This is a genomic window from Streptomyces albus subsp. chlorinus, from assembly GCF_013302895.1.
GTDB lineage: Bacteria > Actinomycetota > Actinomycetes > Streptomycetales > Streptomycetaceae > Streptomyces > Streptomyces chlorinus.
Map to the genome: position 1 here is coordinate 3,312,447 of NZ_VJOK01000001.1, position 21,602 is coordinate 3,334,048.

A 21,602-nucleotide genomic window follows, 5' to 3' on the forward strand; every position below is an offset into this window, starting at 1 on the left:
CCCCCCCCCGGCCAAGCAGCCCGCCCCCGCCAAGCGGCCGGCCCCGCCAGGCAGCCTGCCCCCGCGCCGGTCGGACCGGCCCCCGTCGCCGTGTCGGCCGTCCGGCCGGAGTCGCGGTCAGGCGTCATCCAGGGAGCGGCGCCACTGGTGGACGGCGGCGGGGTCCACGGGGGCGTGCCAGCCCTGGGGGCGGGCGGCGGAGCCGATGTGGAAGGCGGTGACGCCGGCCCGGAGGAGACCGGGGACGTGCGGGAGGGTGAGTCCGCCGCCGACGAGGAGCCGGGGGCTGTACCCGGGTTCGCCCGCCGCGGTGCGGGCGGCCTCGGAGAGGAGGACGTCGTAGCCGTCGGTGACGCCGTCCGCCGAGCCGGCGGTGAGGTAGGCGTCGAGGCCGGGCACGTCGGCGAGCTGCTTGCGGAGGGCGTCGCGGTCGGCGGCCCGGTCGATCGCGCGGTGGAACGTCCACGGGCACCCGGCGACGGCACCGGCCACCGCTTCGACGGCCCGCAGGTCCACCTGGCCGGCGTCGTCGAGGAAGCCGAGGACGAACTCCTCGGCGCCCTCGGCCCGCAACTCCTCCGCCCGCGCGCACAGCCGCTCGATCCCGGCGTCGCCTCCGGCGTGGAAGCCGTCGGTGAGCCGCAGCATCACCCGGCAGGGGATGTCGACGGCCTCCCGGACGGCGGCGACGGTCCGGCGGGAGGGGCTGAGCCCGTCGGCCGCGATGTCGGCGACTACCTCAAGGCGGTCGGCCCCTCCGGCCTCCGCGGCGGCCGCGTCCTCCGCGCTGAGCGCGATCACCTCAAGAATTGGTCTAGACATATCGCACAGACTGCCATACGGCGGGAACCGCCGGAAGACGCCGATCACCTGGTGGACCGTTTCGGACCACAATGGAGGGATGGTGACGACGGAAACCCCCGGCGGCGCACCGGACGAGGACGCCGCGGGCCTCCTCACGCGCTGGACGACGCTCCTGCTCGACGCCCGCGAGGGCGCCGAGGGGCCCGACCCCGCCCCGTACGGCCGAGACCTCCTCCGCCGCTGGGCCGAGCCCCACCGCCGCTACCACACGACCGCCCACCTGCGTGCCGTCCTCGACCGCGTCGACGAACTGGTCGCGCGGTACGACGAGTCGGCCGTAGCGGAACCGGAACCGGAACCGAACCCGGAACCAGAAACGGAACCCCAACCGGACCCGGCCGCCGTCCGGCTCGCCGCCTGGTTCCACGACGCCGTCTACCGTCCCGACCGCAGCGAGAACGAGGAGCGCAGCGCCCGGCTGGCCGAACGCGCGCTGCCGGAGGCCGGCGTCCCCGCGGCGCGCACGGCGGAGGTGGCCCGGCTCGTCCGGCTCACGGTCACGCACGACCCCGCACCGGACGATGTCAACGGCGCACTGCTGTGCGACGCCGACCTCGCCGTCCTGGCGGGCTCGCCCGAGCAGTACGCGCACTACGCCGCCGAGGTCCGCCAGGAGTACGGCTTCGTTCCCGACGCCGCCTTCCGCGAGGGCCGCGCCGACGTGCTGCGCCAACTGCTCGCGCTGCCCGTGCTCTTCCGCACCCCCTACGCCCGGTCCCGGTGGGAGGCCACGGCCCGCCACAATCTGACAACGGAACTGGAACTGCTCGGCGGGTAGCGGGAGCCGGGAGCGGCGGGTAGCGGAGCCGGGAATGAAGCAGGCGGGGGGCTGGTTGTGGACGGCATGCCTGCCGATCACCTGACCGACAAGCCGTCCGCCACTCGTGTCCCGCTTTCTGTCTACATATTGGGACTCTCCGTCTTCGCGCTCGGAACCTCCGAGTTCATGCTCTCCGGCATCCTGCAACCCCTCGCCCGGGACCTGGGGGTGTCGATCCCCAAAGCGGGGTTGCTGGTGTCCGCGTTCGCCGTGGGCATGGTGGTGGGGGCGCCGGTGCTGGCGGCCGCCACACTGCGGCTGCCCCGGCGTACGACGCTGATCGGCCTGCTCGCGGTGTTCATGCTGGGGCAGGTCGCGGGCGCGCTCGCCCCCAGCTACGAGGTGCTGTTCGCCTCCCGCGTCGTCAGCGCCCTGGCCTGCGCGGGGTTCTGGGCCGTGGGCGCGGCGGTCGCCGTCTCGCTCGTCCCCCAGGACGCCCGGGCCCGCGCCATGGCGATCATGGTGGGCGGGCTGAGCATCGCCAACATCGCAGGCGTGCCCGCCGGTTCGTTCCTGGGCCAGCAGGCCGGATGGCGCTCGGCGTTCTGGGCGGTGGCCGGGCTTGCGGCCGTCGGCCTGGTGGGAGTGGTGGCCCTGGTGCCGCGCACCGCCGTACCGACCGGTGACCAGGCCCCCAACCTCCGCCGTGAGCTGCGTATCTACCGCGACAAGCAGGTCTGGCTCGCGCTGGTGACCATCGCCCTGAACGCCGGTGCCGTCTTCGCGCTCTTCTCCTACCTCGCACCGCTGCTCACCGATGTGGCGGGGCTGCCCGAGAGCTGGGTGCCGAGCGTGCTGGCGCTGTTCGGCGTCGGCGGGCTGATCGGCACCGTGATCGGCGGCCGGATCGCGGACGCGCACCTGTTCGGCACCATGTACGGCGGCATCGCCGCCTCCACGACCGTACTGGCCCTGCTGGCGCTGCTGGCCGAGTACCGCTTCGCGGCGATCGCGCTCGCCCTGATGCTCGGGGTGACGGCCTTCACCACCGCCCCCGCCCTCAACGCCCGGATGTTCAACGCCGCCAACGCGGCCCCCACCCTGGCCGGGGCCACCACCACGGCCTCGTTCAACATCGGCAACACGGTGGGCCCCTGGCTCGGCGGCCTGGCCATCTCCGCCGGGTGGGGCTACGCGGCGGTCGCCTGGGTCGGCGCGGCCATGGCGGCGGCCGGCGTGGTGACGACGGCCGTGTCCTCCCGGGTGCACGCCCGCTCCCGCGTGGTCGCCACGTCCGGGACCGGCGTACGGGAACGGGAGCACGCCGGGGCGTGAGGGCCCGGTCCCGGGGGCGGACCTGAGCACTTGTGAAGCCTCAGCACGTGTGGAGCCTCAGAGCTGTGAAACCTCAGTATTCGCGCAAAGGCTCCAGCACGTGGGCGGCTCACCGCTTGTGGCGCCTCACCGCTTGTGGCGCCTCAGCGCTTGTGCGGCCACAGCACTGGGGCGGCTCAGCCCTAGTACTCCAGTCAGAAATCGTTGCCTGAGCTGGTTCTTCTTCGGTAGTGGCAGCGGCGGGCAGTCGCTTGGTGTTGTCTGCGCCAGAGGGACCAGTTCAGGGCGTGGATGACTGCTCCGGTGCGGGGTGTGGGGCGGGGCAGAAGAGTGTCCAGGAGTCTGCGGATCTCTGCCACTGTGAAGCGGATGGTGCTGGTGGGGTCGTTTCTGCGGCCCCCCTTTCGGTGGTCTGGGCCGCGACGGCAGACAGAAACGCGTGGGCGAGCATGGTCAGGGTGATGTGGCGGTACCAGCCCGGATAGCGGCGGACCTCGTACTGGTCGAGGCCGCATTCGTTCTTGGCGGCTTGGAAGGCTTCCTCGATCGCCCAGCGCGAGCCGCCGATTCGGACCAGGTCAGCAACGCTGGTGCCGTTGGGGGCGTAGGCGAGGTAGTAGGCGATCTCGTCCGGGCGGGCCATGCTGCGGCGGCCCAGTACCCACCGCTCGTGGGTGGGCCGGTCGCCGTCGAAGGCGCCGATCGCCGGCAGGCGTGCGGCGGCCCAGTCGTAGAGGCGCGGGCCTTTGGCACCGTCGCCGCAGGAGTGGCGTTCCCATGCCTCGCCGGGGGCATCAGCGATGGCCTGGTCGATACGGCCGAAGGGAGCGTGCAGTTGCTGTGACTTCGGCACGGCCAGGACGTAGCCGATCCCGGCTTCTTCCAGGGTGCGGCGCATGCGCCATTCCTGTCCGTAGGCGCAGTCGCCCGTCACCCAGGCGACCGGCAGGCGTGAGGCCAGCGCCCGCAGGATCATCGCGCGGGCCAGCTCGCCCTTGGTCGCAAAACCGCGACTGCCAGGGACCTTCGCCGCCCGGCACCGCTCCGCATCCGAGATCCAGGACTTCGGCAGATACAGCTCCCGGTCCACCAGCGCTCTGCCCTTGGCCGAGGCATAGGCGGCGAAGACTCCGATCTGGCAGTTCTCCGTCCGGCCGGCCGTACCCGAGTACTGCCTTTGCACCCCAGCGGACGTGGTGCCCTTCTTGAGGAAGCCGGTGTCGTCCACGATCAGGACCCCGTCCGGGGCGCCGAGGCGCTCGGCGACGTACTGCTGCAGGTCGTCACGGACCGCATCGACGTCCCAGGCCGCACCGTTCAGCAGATGCTGGAAGCCTGCTGGCCCGCGGTGACCTGCGTACTCGGCGAGCTGCCAGCCGTTCTTCCGCTCCACCGGAGCCAGCAGACCACGCACGTAGTCCCGCATCCGCCACCGCAGATCCACCCTTGAGAACCGGCCCGCAACCCGCGCGAACACCGACTCCAACTCCGCAGCCCACAAGCAGGCATCATCCATTCCCACCATGTCCAGCACAACGAAACCGACCAGCTCAGGCAACGATTTCTGACTGGAGTACTAGTGGGGCCTCAGCGTTTGCGGCGCCTCAGGCCCGCCTCCGTCAGCCGGCGCAGCAGTTCTTTGGAGCCGACCTCGACGGCTCCGGCCCGTACGGCGGCGTCGTACCGTCCGGACGGTATGTCGTAGTGGTCCCCGTCGAAGGCCCGCCGCGGACAGCCAAGGCCCGCCGCGAAGGCGTGCAGTTCCTCGTACGAGGTGTCGCTCACCAGGTGCGACCACATCCGCCCGTGCCCCGGCCAGATCGGCGGATCGATGTAGACCGTCATCGCCGTCCGCCCGGGGGCACGCGCCGCGCGCTCACAGCTTGCCGCCCAGGTAGCCCACCCGGGCGACCACCGTCGAGGTCTTTCCGCAGACCCAGTGCGGTTCCTCGCCCAGTTCGGGTTCGACCTCCAGGGCGTGGAGGTCCGCGCCGACGCACACCGGGCAGACGGGCCACCGGCCGTACCGTTCGAGCAGCGCGTCCTGGACGTCCTGCGCGACCAGGCCGTCCACGTACGAGACGCCCTCGGGCCACTGCCCCACCCACCACCGGCGGTGGGTGACCGACTCCTCGACCAGCGAGACGATGTCGGCGCGCGCCACGTCGCTCGCCTCCAGGTCGGCGAGGATCAGCGCGCGGGCGGCGTGCAGGGCGCGTTCCAGTTCGTCCTGGTGCCGGGCCTCGTCGGGCGGGCCCGCACCGGGTGCGGAGTCTCGAGGTTCCATACCTCCATTGCACCACTGCCGCCCCGGGCGGCTCACAGCTCGCGACCGCCCGCGCTCCCGGCCGGCGGGCCGCCAAGTGCCGCACAAAGCATTGACGGACAGGCGAATCGAAAATATCTTCCACCCGTGAGCAGCGACGTGAAGGAAACTTTCGCCTCCCGGCAGCCCGAGCGCCGTCCGCAGCCCGAGCACCCGACGCCACCCGAGCCCCGGCCGCAGTCCGGACCGGGGCCGCAGTCCGAGCCCCGGCCGCAGCCCGCCACGTCGCGGGTGCCGGGCCAGGCGCGTCCCGGGCCGACCGCTCTCGCGGCCAAGGTCCGCACCATGGCGCCGTCGATGACCCGTTCCATGCAGCGGGTGGCGGAGGCCGTCGCCGGCGACCCCGCCGGGTGCGCGCAACTCACCGTCACGGGCCTGGCCGAGCGCACCGGCACCAGCGAGGCCACCGTCGTGCGCACCTCGCGTCTGCTCGGCTATCCCGGCTACCGCGACCTGCGGCTGGCCCTCGCGGGCCTGGCCGCGCAGCAGGAGTCGGGCGCGGCCCCCGCCGTGACCGCCGACATCGTCGTCGACGACCCGATCGCCGACGTGGTCGCCAAACTGGCCCTCGACGAGCAGCAGACCCTCGCCGACACCGCCGCCGCGCTCGACATCGCCCAGGTCGAGGCCGCCGTCGCCGCGATGGCGAGCGCGCGGCGCATCGACGTCTACGGCGTCGGCGCCTCGGGCCTGGTCAGCCAGGATCTGGCGCAGAAGCTGCTGCGCATCGGCATGGTCGCGCACAGCCATGCGGACCCGCACCTGGCCGTCACCAACGCCGTCCAGCTGCGGGCGGGCGACGTGGCACTCGCCATCACCCACTCGGGGCGGACGGTGGACGTCATCGAACCGCTGCGGGTCGCCTTCGACCGGGGCGCGACCACCATCGCCCTCACCGGCCGCCCGGACGGCGAGGTCGCCCAGTACGCCGACCACGTCCTGACGACCTCCACCGCCCGTGAGAGCGAGCTGCGCCCGGCGGCGATGTCCAGCAGAACGAGCCAGCTGCTCGTCGTGGACTGCCTGTTCATAGGGGTGGCCCAGCGTACGTACGAGACGGCCGCGCCCGCGCTCTCGGCCTCGTACGAGGCGCTGGCACACCGGCACTCCCCCCGGCCCCGGGGCCGCTGAAACCGGTCCGTCCCCTCCCCTCTCTCCCCTCCCCCCTCCTCTCCACTCCCATCCCTTCCCTTCTCGCCCTCGCCCTCCTCCCCGAGCCACAGGAAGCCGCCCCCCGATGACGACGCCACAGCCGACCACCTCCCTCGACCCCGACCCCGAGCCCGGTCCGGAGGCCGGTTCCGCTTCCGGTCCGGAGGCCGGTTCCGAGCGCTACGACGCGCTGCGCCGGCAGCTGGACACCCTCACGACCGAGGCATTCCGCAGCGAGCTGGCGGAGATCGACCGGCTGCCCACGCTGGAGATCGCGAGGATCATGAACGGTGAGGACAGCACCGTTCCCACCGCCGTCGCCGCCCGGCTGCCGCAGATCGCCGCCGCGATCGACGCCATCGCGGCACGGATGGCACGCGGCGGTCGCCTCCTGTACGCGGGCGCGGGCACGGCCGGCCGCCTGGGGGTGCTGGACGCCAGTGAGTGCCCGCCCACCTTCAACACCGCTCCGGGCCAGGTCACCGGGGTGATCGCGGGCGGTCCCGGCGCGATGGTCACCTCGGTCGAGGGCGCCGAGGACAGCGCCGAGACGGCCGCGGCCGACCTGGACGCGCTCGGGCTGTCCGCCGACGACTCGGTGGTCGGCATCTCCGCCTCCGGCCGGACGCCCTACGCCGTCGGCGCCGTCACCCATGCCCGCGCCCGCGGGGCGCTCACCGTGGGGCTGGCCTGCAACGAGGGCTCGGCGCTCGCGGCCGCCGCCGAACACGGCATCGAGGTCGTGGTCGGGCCGGAGCTGCTGACCGGCTCGACCCGGCTCAAGGCCGGCACGGCACAGAAGCTCGTCCTCAACATGCTCTCCACCATCACCATGATCCGGCTGGGCAAGACCTACGGGAATCTGATGGTGGACCTGCGCGCCTCGAACGAGAAGCTGCGGGCACGCTCCCGGCGGATCGTCGCCCTGGCGACGGGCGCGCCGGACGACGAGATCGAAACCGCGCTGGCGGCGACCGACGGCGAGGTCAAGGCCGCGATCCTCACCCTGCTGGGCGGGGTCGACGGTCCGACGGCGGAACGGTTGCTGGCCGCGTCGCACGGGCACCTGCGGGCGGCACTGGCTGCCGCCACGGACGCCTCGGGTACCTCGGGTACCTCGGGTACCTCGGGCACTTCGAGCACTTCGGATGCCCCGAGCACTTCGGACGCCTCGAGCGCCTCTGGCGCCTCTGACACATCGGACCGTGACGCCTGAACCGCACGCACCACCCGGCCCACCCGCCACCCCCGACCGCACCATGGCACCACTCAAAGAAGAGCGACTGCACCATGAGCACAGACAGCACCAAAGACAGCGCTGACGACAGCGGAACCCCCGACCGCCCCGCCGACAGCTCCCCCGGCGACCCGGGCACCAGTGCCGGCTCCTTCGCCGGCTCCGGTTCGGGTTCGAGTTCGAGTTCTGACTCCGACTCCGACTCCGGTTCGGGTTCGAGTTCGGGTTCTGACTCCGACTCCGAATCGGGTTCGGGTTCGGGTTCCGGCTCCGGCTCCGGCTCCGGCTCCGGCGGGAATCCCAGCCGGAGGATCGCCGAGGCGATCCTCCCCCTCGTCGGGGGCGCGGCGAACGTCACCTCCGTCACCCACTGCATGACCCGCATGCGGCTCGGCCTCGCCGACCGCTCCCTCGTCCAGGACGAGCCCCTCAAGGCCCTCCCGGACGTGATGGGGGTCGTCGAGGACGACACGTACCAGATCGTGCTCGGCCCCGGGAAGGTCGCCCGGGTGACGCCGGAGTTCGAGGCGCTGGCCCGCGAGGAGGCCGCCGCGGCCGCGCCGGCGGCCCCCAGGACCGCCGAGGACCTCGCCGCCGAGGGCGCGGCGATCCGCGCGGCACGCAAGGAGAAGAACGCGACGCCGGTGAAGCTGATGCTGCGCCGGATCGCCAACATCTTCGTCCCGCTCATCCCCGCGCTGATCGGCTGCGGCATCGTCGCGGGCCTCAACGGGCTGTTCACCAACGCGGGCTGGCTCCCGGCGCTCACCCCGGCGCTGACCGCCATCGCGAGCGGCTTCATGTCGCTGATCGCGGTCTTCGTCGGCCTCAACACCGCACGCGAGTTCGGCGGCACCCCGATCCTGGGGGGCGCCGCCGCGGCCGTCATCGTCTTCCCCGGTGTCGCGGACGTCTCCGCGTTCGGCGAGAAGCTGGCACCGGGACAGGGCGGCGTGCTGGGCGCCCTGTTCGCGGCCCTGCTGGCGGTGTACGTGGAGAAGGGGTGCCGCCGCGTCGTACCGTCCGCCGTCGATGTCCTCGTCACACCGACGGTCACGGTGCTGGTCGCCGGGCTGGTGACGCTCTTCGGCCTGATGTTCGTGTGCGGCGAGATCGCCACCGGCATCGGCCACCTCGCCGACTGGCTGCTCCAGCACGGCGGAGCGGCGGCCGGATTCGTGCTGGGTGGGCTCTTCCTACCGCTGGTGATGCTGGGACTGCACCAGGCGCTCATCCCCATCCACACCACCCTGATCGACCAGAGCGGCTACACGGTCCTGCTGCCCATCCTCGCGATGGCCGGCGCGGGCCAGGTCGGCGCCGCGGTCGCCATCTATCTGCGGCTGCGCCGCAACACCTCGATCCGCAAGACCATCCGCTCCGCCCTGCCCGCGGGTTTCCTCGGTGTGGGCGAGCCGCTGATCTACGGCGTCTCGCTGCCGCTGGGCCGCCCGTTCATCACCGCCTGTGTGGGCGGCGCGTTCGGCGGCGGCGTCGTCGGCCTCTTCTACCAGTTGGGCACCTCGGTCGGCTCCACCGCCATCGGCCCCTCCGGCTGGGCGCTCTTCCCCCTGCTCAAGGGCAACCACGGCCTCGGCGCCATCGCCGCGATCTACGCCCTGGGCCTGGCGGCCGGCTATGTGGCCGGTTTCGTGGCGACGTACTTCTTCGGCTTCAGCAAGCAGATGCTGACCGAACTGAACGTTCCCGCCGAGGGGGAGGCCCCTGCGGTGTCCGGTCGGAACCCGGAACCGCCGCAGGGCAAGGAAGCGGCGCCCGCTCCCGCTCCGGCGGGCGGCCCCGGCTCGCTCGTCTGAGCCGGCCGGGGCCCGGGCCCTTCAGCGGACCCGGGCCCCCTCGGGCGGTCAGCCGTCAACCGTCAGCCGTCAGCCGTCAGCCGTCAGCAGGAGGTGGCCGCAGGGGCCTTCGGCCGCTGCTCCTCCGGGGACGGCGGCACGGGCGCCTCCGGTGTGCGACGGCGTCCGTGCCGCAGATCCGGGAGGAGGGTGAGGACACCCAGGCCGGCCATGCCCACCCCGATCCACACGGGGGAGAGAAGCCCGAAGTGCGGGATGGCGGCGCCGCCGAGCGCGGAGCCGATGATGATGCCGAGGGTGATGCACGAGGAGTGGACGGTGTTGACCAGTGGACCGCTGTTGCCCGCGCGCTGGACACGGGCAGCCATCGCCGGGTTCATGGTGATGCCGACCAGTCCGATGGCCAGCATGAAGACCACGGCGCCGACGCGGGACCCGGCCAGCAGGGCGAAGGCGGCGAGGAAGACGCCGTTGCTGACCAGTCCGACCAGCAGGACGGCGGTGGTGTGCCGGTCGGCGAGGCGGCCGACCACCACGTTGCCGACCAGGTTGGCCGCGCCGTAGGCGATCAGCAGCAGCGGCACGCTCCCGGACGAGAAGCCCGCGATCTCGGTGAGGATCGGGTTGAAGTAGCTGAACGCGGAGAACGTCGCACCGATGATCAAGGTGCTGGTGGAGAGCACCAGCCACAGCCGGCCGCTGCGGAAGACGCCCAGTTCCTGGCGCAGCCCGCCCTCGGCCCCGCCCGCGTTCCGTCCCCGCTCCATCCGCGGCACCCGTACCAGCGTCAGCACGGCCGAGACCACCGTCATCGCCGTGACGGCCCAGAACGCGGCGCGCCAGCCGTACCGTTCGCCGACGAAGGTGGACAGCGGCAGCCCGAGGAGGGTGCCGAGCATCAGCCCGTTGAGTGCCGTGGAGACGGCGCGCCCGGCCTGTCCCGGGCGGGCGACGCGCACGCTGAGGGAGATCGCCGCACCGAGGAACGCGGACGAGGCGGTACCGGTGACGAGCCGTGCGACGACCATCACCGCATAGTTGGGGGCGAAGGCGGCCAGGACGTTCCCGGCCAGGAAGATCCCGAACAGCAGCATCAGCGCCTGCTTCGGCCGCATCCGGAGCACCCCGGCGGCGAGGAGCGGTCCGCCGAACGCCATCGCGGCGGCGAACACGGTGACGAGATAGCCGACCTGCGAAATGCTGACGTCCAGGCCGTCGGCGATCTGCGGCATCAGCCCCGCGACGAGGAACTCGCTGGTGACCATGGAGAAGATCCCCGCGGCCATGAGATAGACGGTCAGTGGCATGTGTGTCTCCCGAGTGGTCGGTGGTGTGGCGCCGACTTCGCACTAGTTATGGATGGATCAGTACAGAACTTGGCCAGAAAAAAGCCGCAGCGGCCGGCGGACGTCTCACCCCCCACCCCCGCCGCCCCCCTCGGGGGGGCACCCCCCCCCCCCGGGAGAGAGCGCGCCACTCGTCAGCTGCGAAGTGCCGTCATGGCGGTCGCGGCGATCCCCTCCAGCGCCGAGCGGTCGGCACCCCCCTGCCCGGAGACCCGCATGCCGCCGATGACGGCGTTCACGAACCGGGCGAGCACCTCGGGCTCCTGCCCGGCCGCGATCTCACCGGCCCGCTGCCCCGCCTCGATGACGCCGCGCAGCGACGCCAGCCGCGCCTCGAGATCCCGCGCCAGCAGCCGGTCGATCTCCGGGTCCCGCGCCGCCAGTTCGACGGTGGCGTTGACGGACAGGCACCCGATGCTGCGCCCGTCCCGGCGCTGCTCGACCTCCTGCTCGACGATCCGGGCGAACATCGCCTCGATCCGTTCCAGCGCGGGCCGCTCGGCCTGCTCCAGAATCTCCAGCTGCTTCGCGGTCATCGCCTCCAGATAGCGCGTCAACGCGCGCCGGAACAGATCGTGCTTGCTGTGGAAGGTGTTGTAGATGCTGCTGCGCCCCAGACCTGTCGCCTCGCACAGATCCTGGGTCGAGGTGGCTTCGTACCCCTTCTCCCAGAACGCGCGCATGGCCGCGTCCAGGGCCCGCTCCTCGTCGAACAACCTGGGTCGGGCCATGAGCCGTACGGTAGCAGTTGTGTACCGCCCGATCCAATACAACGGGAAGCACCAACCGGAGCACACGCGGCCCGGACCCTCTCACCGCACATACCAGCCGGTCGGTATGGCGAGCACCTCAGCCCGGGACCCTCAGAACCCCCGGGAGCACTTCCCGGTCCTCCCGGCCCCCGCCCCGTCCCGGCCGGCCCCCGTCCCGGCCGGGTTCCGGCGGTCCGGCTCAGCCCATGTTCGGGTCACCCTTGATCAGCGCGAACGGCGCCCCCGCCAGGTCCTTCAGCATCGCGAGACGGCCCACCCCGGGCGCGTCCGTCGGCGGGATCATCACCGTGGCCCCGGCCCCGGTCGCCCTGGTGCATGTCGCGTCGCAGTCCTCCGTGGCGAAGTACGGATGCCACTCGGAGGCCGAGCCGGCGTCCCTGTTCTCCTGCGGGAGCTGCATGATGCCGCCCTGGCCGGTGTCCCCCTCCCGGCCGCCGCCCGGCACGGAGAAGACGGTGTAGACCAGGTCGTCACCCATCGACATGTCCTCGTAGCTCCAGGAGAAGACCGTCGTGTAGAAGTCCTTCGCCGCCGCCGCGTCCGTCGAGTACAGCTCCGTCCAGCACAGGGTCTCCGGCTCCATGACCACGTCGAGCCCCACCGTGTCCCCCGGCTGCCACACGCCGAAGTCCGCACCGGTCGGGTCCGAGAACTGGGCCATCCTGCCCGCGGTGAACACATCCATCGGCGCGGCCCTGACGGTGCCGCCCGCCCCCTCGACGGCGGCGCGGGTGGCGTCCGCGTCCCGCGTGTGGAAGTACGGCGTCCACGCCGGGCTCGCCCCCTCCTCCATCAGCGGGCCGACGGCCGCCACCGTCCTCCCCCCTCGCTGGAAGAACCCGTAGCCTCCCGCGTTCGGTCCTGCCGACTGGAACTCCCAGTCGAAGACGCTGGTGTAGAAGGCGACGGCGGCGTCAATGTCGGGCGCGCCCAGATCGAGCCAGTTCGGGGTACCCGGAACGAAGTCGGTCGTCAGCATGCGGAACCTCCGGCGGGCGGGGCGGGTCTGCTGTCGTGCCTGCGGCGCGCGGCCCCCGGGGGGCCCGGCCTGGTGACGGAATCCGGTGGGCCTCGTACGAAACCACGCGCGTCCCGGCTCTCCCAGCCAGCATGGCAGCAGTCGCGCCCGCTCGCCGCTCGGGAGCCGGCCCGCGACCGTGGTCGTGGTCGTGGCCGTGGCCGTGGCCGGTGGGGATGCGGCCGTGCCCGATGGGCTGCGACTCGCTCCCGGCGGTACCGCCGCCCGCCGACCGGCGCTCCGCGCCGGCCTCAGATCTCGCCGCGCCGCAGCAGCACCCGGCCGAGCCCCGTCTGCGTGACCGTGAGCCCACGCACCATCGGGACCGTCGACACCAGGAAGAACACGCCGACGGCCGTGTTGAACAGGATGTCGGCACCGCGCCCCGAGACGCCGAAGGCGAGGTCCATCAGGCCGTCGTTGCCGTCCCGGGGTATCGACCAGGACCACAGGCCGTAGGTCAGCCCGCCCACGCCGCCCACCAGCCAGACCAGCGTGAAGCAGAAGCTCACCAGCCGCACCGGGAAGGCGAGCACGGCGTGGACCAGGTCGCGCCACGCCTGCGGATCCCGCACCGTGGCCCAGCGTCCGCCGCGCCGCCCGCCCTGCCCCGCCGCGGACGTCCCCGACCGCAGCGGCCGGCCGGTGACGGTGGCGATGTGGTCGGCCTCCACCCGGGCCAGATAGCGCGCCATCGAGAGCGTCGCGGCCAGGACGGGAAGCCCGATGTAGAGGATCAGCGTGGAGGCGCCGAGCGCGAAGCCGGCGATCATCAACACGAACGAGGCGATGCCCAGCGGCAGTCCGGAGAGCAGATAGCCCACCTCGCGGCCGAAGCGCCCCCCGCGGCCGTCACGGTCGGCGGGAACCGTCGGTGCCGACTGCTGCGCCGGCGGGCCGGTCTGGCTGTACGCGGAGTGCGTCGTCGTTGTCATGCCTCCACTCTCGCCACCCGGCGGGCCGGGTCCCAGCCAGCTGGGACCCGTATCGAAGGTGTACCTAGCACTACCCCCGAGGCCCGCCGGTCCGCCGCTCAGCGCACGGTCACCTTCACCACGTTCGAGGGCTGCTCCCCGACGAGCGTACGGATCTCGTTGCCGCCCTTGATGCCGAGCTTCACGCGTATCGAGTAGTCCAGCGACCGGTTCACCGACGAGGTGCCCGGCAGCGTCTTCCAGGTGTCTCGCTGCTTCTGCTGGAGGCGCACGGTAGTTCCGGCCTTGATCCCCGTCACCTTCCCCCGCAGCCGGAACTGCTCCCACTGCTTCACATCGGTCCGGTCGGCAGTGACGGTGTTGGTCTTGGCGGCCGTTGTGGACGCGGCCGAGGTGTCCGCCGGCGCGGCGGTCGCCGTGGCGGCACCCGCACCGACCAGCCCGGCGGCCACGAGGCCGGCAACGGCGGTACGGAGGCGAAGAGTTGGGGCCATATCTGCACTTCCCGTTCTCATGAGGACGCTGATGGAAGCCCGTAACAGCGGCGCTTTCACGGGCGTTTCAGACCTTACCGCCCACAGGCCCGAATACTCCACAGAAACAGACGAACGGAAAATCAGCCCATGTTCATGCCCTGTTCGGTACACCGCCGACCGGCTCACCACGCGGCGGAGCGGGTGGGAGGGTGTTCCTCCGACCCGCTCCGGGTGTCGCATGCGTGTGTGGTGTTGTGGGGTCGCCGTTGGGTGTCGGCTCAGTAGGCGGAGTCGACGTTGTCCATGGAGCCGTAGCGGTCGGCGGCGTAGTTGCAGGCGGCGACGATGTTGGCGACCGGGTCGGTGAGCTTGTCGGCGGTTCCCTTGACGTGGTACTGGTCGAAGGTGGGCTGGATCACCTGGAGCAGGCCCTTGGAGGGGATGCCCTTCCGGGCGTTGATGTCCCAGTCGTTGACGGCGTCGGGGTCGCCGGCCGACTCGCGGATGATGTTGCGCTTGATGCCGTCGTAGGAGCCGGGGATGCCGTGCTTCTTCATGATCGCCATCGCCTCGCGGATCCACCCGTCCAGGTTGTCCGGGTAGTCCTTGGCCTCGCCCTTGTCCTTGGCCTCGCTCTTGGCCTTGGCGGCGTTGGCGGCCTGGGTGGTGACGGACTTGGCCATCGAGGCGGCGGAGGCGGTGCCCGCGATGTCGACGCTCGGGGTGGCGGGTTTGGTCTCGGGCTGGGTGGCGGCGTGGGCGGTGCCGGTCAGGGCCGCGGTGGCGATGCCGGCGGCGCCCAGGGTGGTCAGTCCGGCGGTGGCGATGCGGGACTTGAGAGCGGTACGCATGCGAGCGGAGTGCCTTTCGTGGGGGGACTTGTCCGGCCGCGTCGTCCCGGGCGGCTGCCCGGTCTCCTCGCGACCTGGCACCCACCCTGCGGACCGGCTCCCCACCGGCACAAATATGTGACGTACTATCCAGAATCGTCTGAAACCAGCACCCCACCGGATAACCCCATGTGGGGCGAATCGGACATCCTAGGCTGCTTCGTATGTGACCTGGCCCCTATGGGCGCCCTCACAACCAGCCCCCCACCAACCCCCCACACCCCCACCCACCGCCAAGAGACCGAGCACACTCCGTCACCGGAATTCAGCCTCAGCGACGCGGTGCGTACATGATCATGGCCATTCCCGCGAGGCAGACCAGGGCCCCGAGGACGTCGAAGCGGTCTGGGCGGTAGCCGTCGGCCACCATGCCCCAGGCCAGGGACCCCGCGACGAAGACGCCGCCGTACGCGGCCAGCACGCGCCCGAAGTCCGCGTCCGGCTGGAGCGTGGCGACGAAGCCGTAGAGCCCCAGCGCGGCGACCCCGCCGCCGGTCCACGCCCACCCCCGGTGCTCCCTCACCCCTTGCCACACCAGCCACGCTCCCCCGATCTCCAGCAGTGCGGCGGCGACGAACAGGGCGAGGGAGCGGAGAGTGAGCACGTCACGAGTCTCTCAACGCGCCCCCTTCCCCTGCCCGTCACCCCGCTGGACGGCCGGCTGTCCGTCACCCCGCCAGGAGGCCGGCTGTCCGTCACTCCGCCAGGACGTCCAGCGAGAGGGCGTTCTTCGCCCGCTCCAGGGACTCCTCCGAGGCCCCCTGGCCGGGCTCCTCGGCCGCCAGCTCCCGGTTCTCGGTCGCCAGGGCCTGGTTCCGGGCGACGAAGGGGGCGAGGCGCTGCTCGTAGCGGGGGAAGGCGACGGCGGGGTCGGCGCAGCGGCGCAGCTCGTCCGCCAGGACGTACGCGCCGGCCAGGGCCAGGCTGGTGCCCTGCCCGGACAGCGGGGAGGGGCAGTAGCCCGCGTCACCGACGAGCGCGACGCGGCCCCGCGCCCAGTGATCCAGGCGCACCTGTGCCATGGCGTCGAAGAAGAAGTCGGGTGACGTGCGCATGGCCTCCAGCAGCTTCGGGGTGTGCCCCTTGAGAGGGGCCATATGGGCGGCGAGCAGCGCCTTCTGCTGCTCCACATCGCGGTGGTCGTAGTCGAGCGGCCGCGAGGTGAAGCCGAGGGTGGCCCGCAGCTGGGTGTTGCCCCGCGCGGGGTAGAGGCAGTAGCCGGCGCCCTCTCCCTGAGCCCATATCTGCCAGTCCTGGAGACCCAGGAAGTTGTCGGTGGTGAAGACGGCCAGGTGGGAGCCGAGGTGGTGCAAGCAGCCCGCCTCGGGGCCGAAGGCCAGGCGGCGGACCGCGGAGTGCAGTCCGTCCGCACCCACGACGTAGTCGAACGTGCGGCGGGCGCCGGAGGCGAAGGTGGTGCGGACTCCTGCCGGTTCCTGGTCGAGCCCGGTCAGGGAGTCGCCGAAGAGGAACTCGGCGTCCTCGCGGACACTTCGGTGGAGCAGCGCCGTCAGATCCTCACGCAGCAGTTCGATGTCGTCGCTGTCCAGCCGGCCGCCGCTGAGTGTCATCTCGGTCGTCCGCCACAGCTCGTTGCCGTCCCCGTCGTGCATCGACATGCCCCGCAGACGGGTGCGCATCCGGCGGGCCTCGTCGAGGAGGCCCATGCGGGCGAGCACCTCCAGCGCCACGCCGCGCACGTCGATGGCGTGGCCGCCGGGGCGTACGGCGGGGGCGCGCTCGACGACGGTCGGCGCGAAGCCGTGGGTGCGGAGCAGGCGGGCGAGGGCAAGACCGGCGACGCCGGCACCGGAGATGAGGACCGTCTTCATGGCGTTCTCCTTCGTACGCTGTACGCACTCTGCGGACAGCTTCGCGCACTGAATGTACGGCGTACGCAGCCTGCCGCCAACCGGCTGGTTACCGTTCTGTACTAGGGCAGTTGAGCAGCACCGCACCCGGTCGGCCCTCTTCACCCTGCTAGCCTCTGTCCTAGTACAGCTGGCCGAGGAGACGCCTTGTGACCCACCCCACACCCCCCTATCTGCGCATCGCCTCCGAGCTGCGGCGGCGCATCGCCGCAGGAGAGCTGGCACCGGGCGACCGGGTGCCCTCCACCCGGCAGCTCGCCCGCGAGTGGAACGTCGCGCTCGCCACGGCGACCAAGGCGCTGACGGCGCTGCGCCTGGAAGGGCTGGTGGAGGCCCGCCCACGGGCGGGCACGGTGGTCGCCCCCAAGGCCCCCGGCTCCGGACTCCACCGCCCGGAAGCCGCACCCGCCGCACCGCCGGCCGGCGCACCGTCAACCGCCGCGCCGTCAACCGCCGCACCGCAGCCCGCCGGCGAGCAGGGCAAGGGCCGTGAGCGGAGCAGGGGCGGTGAGCAGGGCCGCGACCGGGAGCTGACCCGCGACCGCGTCGTACGCGCCGCCATCGAGATCGCCGACGCCGAAGGGATGGGCGCCCTCTCGATGCGCGGCGTGGCCGCCCGTCTCGGCAGCGCCACGATGGCTGCCTATCGCCATGTGAACGGCAAGGACGATCTCGTGCTTCTGATGGCGGACGCCGTGCTGGGCGAACTCCCCCTGCCGCCGCGCGACGCCGGCGAGCCGGCGGCGGACTGGCGCGCCCGGCTGGCACTGGGCGCCCGTTCGCTGTGGGAGCTGCACCGCGCGCACCCGTGGCTGGCCCAGATCGGCCCGCTGACCCGTCCGCTCCTCCTGCCGAACCTGATGCGGTACTCCGAGTGGATGCTCGGCGCGCTGGACGGCCACGGCCTGCCACCGACCACCATGTTCAACCTCAACGTGCTGCTCTACAGCCACATCCAGGGGCTGGCCGTCCAGTGGGAGCGGGAGAACGCCGCGCGGGGCAGCACCGGCCTCACCGAGCAGGAGTGGCTGGACCAGCAGGCCGGAGCCCTTACGTCGCTGATCGCCTCCGGCGCCTACCCGACCTTCACCCGCCTCCTCGAAACGCTCGGCGAGGACGGCTACGACCTGCGGCTGGACGAGTTGTTCGAGCTGGGTCTCGCCACCTTCCTCGACGGGGTGGCCGGACTCGTGGAGGGCGGGGGTGGCGGGGCTCGTCGGTAATTCGTTCGACGTTCCCGTCCCGCTTCGGCAGTCTCCCGTCATGGAAGCGCGGGTATGGCCCTTGTACGGGCTGAGACTGACGACGCCCCGCCTGGAACTGCGCCTGCCCGACGGCCGGGCGCTCGCCGCGATGGCCGAGCTGGCCGCGGGCAAGGTGCACGGTGACGACGAGATGCCGTTCAGCGTCCCGTGGACCGCGGCGAGCCCCGAGGAGCGCAAGCGCGGCTGTTTCCAGCACGTTCTGTCCACCATCGCGAACTGGCGTCCGGACGCGTGGACGCTGAGCATGGCCGTGGTGCACGACGGCACGGTGATCGGCCGCCACGATCTGAGGGCCGACGACTTCTCGGTCGTACGGGAGTGCCAGACCGGTTCCTGGCTCGGTGCGGCGTACCAGGGCAGGGGGTTCGGCACCGAGATGCGGGCCGCGCTGCTGCACCTGGCGTTCGAGGGGCTCGGCGCCCGCTGCATGACGTCGGCCGCCATGGCGGACAACCCCCGCTCCCGCCGGGTCTCGGAGAAACTGGGGTACCGACCGGACGGTATGTCCGTGGAAGCCGTCCAGGGCAGGGCCCGTACGCTGCACCGCTTCCGCCTCGACCGCGCCGGCTGGGAGACGCACCGCACGGTGCCGGTGGAGATGACGGGACTCGGGCCGCCGGCTTTGGCACTCTTCGGTGTCCGAGCCGGCCGCCGACGAGGAGCCGGCCACCACGGAAGGGAGACCGCACCATGAGCGCGACAGGCCACACGATCACCGTCGAAGAGGGCACCGAACGCGTACGGGTGACGCACGGGGACCGGGTCCTGGCCGACAGCAGCCGCCCGCTGCTGCTCAGCGAGACCGGCTACCCGGTGCGGTACTACCTGCCGCCCGAGGACGTGCGCACCGACCTGCTGGTGCCGTCCGACACCCGCACCCGCTGCCCCTTCAAGGGCACCGCCTCCTACTGGTCCCTGGCCGACGGCGGCGCCGAGGACATCGCCTGGTCCTACCCCGAGCCCCTCGGCCAGGTGTCCGAGATCAAGGGCTGCCTCTGCTTCCCGGACGTCGAGGTGGGCTGAGCCCCTCCCCAGGGCTCCGGCAGGTACCGGGGCCCCTCCCGGACAGGCGAAGGGCGGGCACCCCGCAGGGGTGCCCGCCCTTGTGCTGCCTCAGCGGGCGGCGGAGCCGCACGGACGTGCCGTGGGGCCCGGGCCGGACTTCTCAGAAGTCCATGCCGCCCATGCCACCGGCGGCAGCCGCGTCGGCGCCCGCGGCGGCCTTCTCCGGCTTGTCGGCGATGACGGCCTCGGTGGTGAGGAAGAGCGCCGCGATGGAGGCGGCGTTCTGCAGCGCGGAGCGCGTCACCTTGGCCGGGTCGAGGATGCCCTCGCCGATCATGTCGACGTACTCGCCGGTGGCCGCGTTCAGACCGTGGCCCGGGGTCAGGTTGCGCACCTTCTCCACGATGACGCCGCCCTCGAGGCCGGCGTTGACCGCGATCTGCTTGAGCGGGGCCTCCAGGGCCAGCTTGACGGCGGCGGCACCGGTGGCCTCGTCGCCCTCCAGCTCCAGCTTCTCGAAGACCGAGGAGGCCTGCAGCAGGGCCACGCCACCGCCGGCGACGATGCCCTCCTCGACGGCCGCCTTCGCGTTGCGGACGGCGTCCTCGATGCGGTGCTTGCGCTCCTTCAGCTCCACCTCGGTAGCGGCACCGGCCTTGATGACGGCGACGCCGCCGGCCAGCTTCGCCAGGCGCTCCTGGAGCTTCTCGCGGTCGTAGTCCGAGTCGCTGTTCTCGATCTCGGCGCGGATCTGGTTCACGCGGCCCGCGACCTGCTCGCTGTCACCCGCACCGTCGACGATGGTGGTCTCGTCCTTGGTGATGACGACCTTGCGGGCGCGGCCCAGCAGGTCGAGGGTGGCGTTCTCCAGCTTGAGGCCGACCTCCTCGGAGATGACCTGGCCGCCGGTGAGGATGGCGATGTCGCCGAGCATGGCCTTGCGGCGGTCGCCGAAGCCCGGGGCCTTGACGGCGACGGACTTGAAGGTGCCGCGGATCTTGTTGACGACCAGCGTGGAGAGGGCCTCGCCCTCGACGTCCTCCGCGATGATCAGCAGCGGCTTGCCCGACTGCATGACCTTCTCCAGCAGCGGAAGGAGGTCCTTCACGTTGCTGACCTTGGAGTTGACGATGAGGATGTAGGGGTCCTCCAGCTCCGCCTCCATGCGCTCCATGTCGGTGGCGAAGTAGGCGGAGATGTAGCCCTTGTCGAAGCGCATGCCCTCGGTGAGCTCCAGCTCGAGACCGAAGGTCTGCGACTCCTCGACGGTGATGACGCCTTCCTTGCCGACCTTGTCCATGGCCTCGGCGATCAGCTCACCGATCTGGACGTCGCCGGCGGAGATCGAGGCGGTGGAGGCGATCTGCTCCTTCGTCTCGATGTCCTTGGCCTGCTCCAGCAGGGCGGCGGAGACAGCCTCGGTGGCCTGCTCGATACCGCGCTTGAGGGCCATCGGGTTGGCGCCCGCGGCAACGTTGCGCAGACCCTCGCGGACCAGCGCCTGGGCCAGGACGGTCGCGGTCGTCGTGCCGTCACCGGCGACGTCGTCCGTCTTCTTGGCGACCTCCTTGACCAGCTCCGCGCCGATCTTCTCGTAGGAGTCCTCGAGCTCGATCTCCTTGGCGATGGAGACACCGTCGTTGGTGATGGTGGGGGCGCCCCACTTCTTCTCCAGAACGACGTTGCGGCCCTTGGGGCCGAGCGTGACCTTGACGGCGTCGGCAAGCTGGTTCATGCCACGCTCAAGACCGCGCCGCGCCTCCTCGTCAAAGGCGATGATCTTGGCCATGTGGGTTGGTCCTCCCTGGATTCCCCCATGCCCGACGCAAGGGGAGGGTTGGATTTCTCCGGACCGCGTGGCGCCCGCGACGGACGGCCTGCGACCCGGCGGTTCCTTCCCCACCCGGCCCGCGGACCTCACCGACCCGGTCCTTGACTGTCACTCTCGCACGTAGAGTGCTAACCCAATGATTAGCACTCGGGCATGGAGAGTGCAAGCGCGGTGGGGACGCCGCGTGGGGTGCCCCCGGCCCTGGCGCCCTGACGGGGCGCGTCCCCCGCCGGGTACGCACAAGAACCGGGTGCTGGGACCGGGTGCGCACAAGAACCGGGTGCTGGGACCGGGTGCGCACAAGAAACCGGGTGCGCACAAGAAGGGGCCGCACCCCGAGAGGTGCGGCCCCTTCCCGCTTGCCTGGGATCTGCTTGCCTGAGATCTCTGCTGGCCCGAGATCTGCGGCGTCCCGCAGTCCGGCGGCAACTCAGCCGGTCACGCGGACCATGTCCGCCTGCGGCCCCTTCTGCCCCTGAGAGATCTCGAACTCGACCCGCTGCCCTTCGTCCAGGGTGCGGTAACCGTCCATCTGGATCGCGCTGTAGTGGACGAACACGTCCGCACCACCGTCGACCGCGATGAAGCCGTACCCCTTCTCCGCGTTGAACCACTTGACGGTGCCCTGAGCCATTCCTAACTCCCCTATTACTGGCCCTTGCACGAGCCCGCACTTCGCGAACCCGGGTCAGACCTCACCC

22 protein-coding genes are annotated in these 21,602 nt (G+C 71.6%); 8 read left to right on the forward strand and 14 right to left on the reverse strand.

Annotated features, from left to right (window positions below):
• Nucleotides 1–117: 117 nt before the first annotated feature.
• A complete protein-coding gene (locus FM076_RS14740; protein WP_173871009.1) occupies nucleotides 118–822 on the reverse strand; it encodes a copper homeostasis protein CutC in 705 nt (234 codons plus the stop codon).
• Nucleotides 823–901: 79 nt separating this feature from the next.
• On the opposite strand from FM076_RS14740, the gene FM076_RS14745 reads away from it, so the two are divergent.
• Nucleotides 902–1,642, forward strand: coding sequence for an HD domain-containing protein (locus tag FM076_RS14745; RefSeq protein ID WP_173871011.1), 741 nt, complete (start codon nucleotides 902–904; stop codon nucleotides 1,640–1,642).
• A gap of 66 nt (nucleotides 1,643–1,708) precedes the next feature.
• A complete protein-coding gene (locus tag FM076_RS14750) occupies nucleotides 1,709–2,959 on the forward strand; it encodes a Cmx/CmrA family chloramphenicol efflux MFS transporter (RefSeq protein WP_173871013.1) in 1,251 nt (416 codons plus the stop codon).
• Between the two features lie 280 nt (nucleotides 2,960–3,239).
• Here the strand turns inward: FM076_RS14750 and FM076_RS14755 are convergent, their stop codons facing one another.
• The 3 genes from FM076_RS14755 to FM076_RS14765 all read right to left on the reverse strand — a co-directional run bounded on the left by FM076_RS14755 (nucleotide 3,240) and on the right by FM076_RS14765 (nucleotide 5,246).
• Nucleotides 3,240–4,475 (reverse strand): IS701 family transposase, encoded by a 1,236-nt coding sequence (locus FM076_RS14755; protein WP_173874747.1) that lies wholly within the window; start codon nucleotides 4,473–4,475, stop codon nucleotides 3,240–3,242.
• 71 nt (nucleotides 4,476–4,546) lie between these two features.
• Nucleotides 4,547–4,804: a DUF4031 domain-containing protein gene (locus tag FM076_RS14760; RefSeq protein ID WP_173871015.1), complete on the reverse strand. Its 258-nt coding sequence runs from the start codon at nucleotides 4,802–4,804 to the stop codon at nucleotides 4,547–4,549.
• Nucleotides 4,805–4,835: 31 nt separating this feature from the next.
• Nucleotides 4,836–5,246, reverse strand: a complete 411-nt coding sequence (locus FM076_RS14765) for a hypothetical protein (protein ID WP_173871017.1) — start codon at nucleotides 5,244–5,246, stop codon at nucleotides 4,836–4,838.
• Between the two features lie 270 nt (nucleotides 5,247–5,516).
• Here FM076_RS14765 and FM076_RS14770 point away from each other — a divergent pair, with 270 nt between their 5' ends.
• The 3 genes from FM076_RS14770 to FM076_RS14780 all read left to right on the forward strand — a co-directional run bounded on the left by FM076_RS14770 (nucleotide 5,517) and on the right by FM076_RS14780 (nucleotide 9,491).
• Nucleotides 5,517–6,416 (forward strand): SIS domain-containing protein, encoded by a 900-nt coding sequence (locus tag FM076_RS14770; RefSeq protein ID WP_173874748.1) that lies wholly within the window; start codon nucleotides 5,517–5,519, stop codon nucleotides 6,414–6,416.
• A 106-nt stretch (nucleotides 6,417–6,522) separates the two neighbouring features.
• On the forward strand, nucleotides 6,523–7,653 hold the full coding sequence (gene murQ / locus FM076_RS14775; protein WP_243274506.1) for an N-acetylmuramic acid 6-phosphate etherase: 1,131 nt from the start codon (nucleotides 6,523–6,525) through the stop codon (nucleotides 7,651–7,653).
• A 74-nt stretch (nucleotides 7,654–7,727) separates the two neighbouring features.
• Nucleotides 7,728–9,491 (forward strand): PTS transporter subunit EIIC, encoded by a 1,764-nt coding sequence (locus tag FM076_RS14780; protein WP_243274507.1) that lies wholly within the window; start codon nucleotides 7,728–7,730, stop codon nucleotides 9,489–9,491.
• An 83-nt stretch (nucleotides 9,492–9,574) separates the two neighbouring features.
• Here the strand turns inward: FM076_RS14780 and FM076_RS14785 are convergent, their stop codons facing one another.
• The 8 genes from FM076_RS14785 to FM076_RS14820 all read right to left on the reverse strand — a co-directional run bounded on the left by FM076_RS14785 (nucleotide 9,575) and on the right by FM076_RS14820 (nucleotide 16,761).
• Nucleotides 9,575–10,798 (reverse strand): MFS transporter, encoded by a 1,224-nt coding sequence (locus tag FM076_RS14785; RefSeq protein WP_173871019.1) that lies wholly within the window; start codon nucleotides 10,796–10,798, stop codon nucleotides 9,575–9,577.
• Nucleotides 10,799–10,971: 173 nt separating this feature from the next.
• Complete coding sequence (locus FM076_RS14790) at nucleotides 10,972–11,568, reverse strand: TetR/AcrR family transcriptional regulator (RefSeq protein WP_173871021.1); 597 nt, start codon at nucleotides 11,566–11,568, stop codon at nucleotides 10,972–10,974.
• Between the two features lie 220 nt (nucleotides 11,569–11,788).
• The gene (locus FM076_RS14795; RefSeq protein ID WP_173871022.1) at nucleotides 11,789–12,589 is read right to left on the reverse strand and encodes a VOC family protein; all 801 of its coding nucleotides are present in this window, start codon (nucleotides 12,587–12,589) and stop codon (nucleotides 11,789–11,791) included.
• 290 nt (nucleotides 12,590–12,879) lie between these two features.
• Nucleotides 12,880–13,563, reverse strand: coding sequence for a sensor domain-containing protein (locus FM076_RS14800; RefSeq protein WP_173871025.1), 684 nt, complete (start codon nucleotides 13,561–13,563; stop codon nucleotides 12,880–12,882).
• Nucleotides 13,564–13,661: 98 nt separating this feature from the next.
• Entirely contained in the window at nucleotides 13,662–14,057 is a 396-nt protein-coding gene (locus FM076_RS14805; RefSeq protein ID WP_173871027.1) for a hypothetical protein, read from the reverse strand.
• Between the two features lie 260 nt (nucleotides 14,058–14,317).
• Nucleotides 14,318–14,890, reverse strand: a complete 573-nt coding sequence (locus FM076_RS14810) for a transglycosylase SLT domain-containing protein (RefSeq protein ID WP_173871030.1) — start codon at nucleotides 14,888–14,890, stop codon at nucleotides 14,318–14,320.
• A 310-nt stretch (nucleotides 14,891–15,200) separates the two neighbouring features.
• Entirely contained in the window at nucleotides 15,201–15,533 is a 333-nt protein-coding gene (locus tag FM076_RS14815) for a YnfA family protein (protein WP_173871032.1), read from the reverse strand.
• A 91-nt stretch (nucleotides 15,534–15,624) separates the two neighbouring features.
• Complete coding sequence (locus tag FM076_RS14820; RefSeq protein ID WP_173871034.1) at nucleotides 15,625–16,761, reverse strand: FAD-dependent monooxygenase; 1,137 nt, start codon at nucleotides 16,759–16,761, stop codon at nucleotides 15,625–15,627.
• A gap of 188 nt (nucleotides 16,762–16,949) precedes the next feature.
• Here FM076_RS14820 and FM076_RS14825 point away from each other — a divergent pair, with 188 nt between their 5' ends.
• Genes FM076_RS14825 through FM076_RS14835 form a run of 3 tightly spaced genes read left to right on the forward strand, consistent with a single transcriptional unit; the run spans nucleotide 16,950 to nucleotide 19,088 of the window.
• Nucleotides 16,950–18,023 carry a TetR/AcrR family transcriptional regulator C-terminal domain-containing protein gene (locus FM076_RS14825; RefSeq protein WP_173871036.1) on the forward strand — a complete coding sequence of 358 codons (1,074 nt, stop codon included), beginning with the start codon at nucleotides 16,950–16,952 and terminating at the stop codon, nucleotides 18,021–18,023.
• A gap of 40 nt (nucleotides 18,024–18,063) precedes the next feature.
• The gene (locus FM076_RS14830; protein WP_173871038.1) at nucleotides 18,064–18,759 is read left to right on the forward strand and encodes a GNAT family N-acetyltransferase; all 696 of its coding nucleotides are present in this window, start codon (nucleotides 18,064–18,066) and stop codon (nucleotides 18,757–18,759) included.
• Nucleotides 18,756–19,088 carry a DUF427 domain-containing protein gene (locus FM076_RS14835; protein WP_173871040.1) on the forward strand — a complete coding sequence of 111 codons (333 nt, stop codon included), beginning with the start codon at nucleotides 18,756–18,758 and terminating at the stop codon, nucleotides 19,086–19,088. Before FM076_RS14830 ends, FM076_RS14835 begins: the two co-directional genes overlap by 4 nt.
• Before the next feature lie 142 nt (nucleotides 19,089–19,230).
• Here the strand turns inward: FM076_RS14835 and groL are convergent, their stop codons facing one another.
• Nucleotides 19,231–20,859, reverse strand: coding sequence for a chaperonin GroEL (gene groL, locus FM076_RS14840; protein ID WP_173871042.1), 1,629 nt, complete (start codon nucleotides 20,857–20,859; stop codon nucleotides 19,231–19,233).
• 472 nt (nucleotides 20,860–21,331) lie between these two features.
• Nucleotides 21,332–21,535: a cold-shock protein gene (locus tag FM076_RS14845; RefSeq protein ID WP_016472377.1), complete on the reverse strand. Its 204-nt coding sequence runs from the start codon at nucleotides 21,533–21,535 to the stop codon at nucleotides 21,332–21,334.
• Nucleotides 21,536–21,602: the final 67 nt, after the last annotated feature.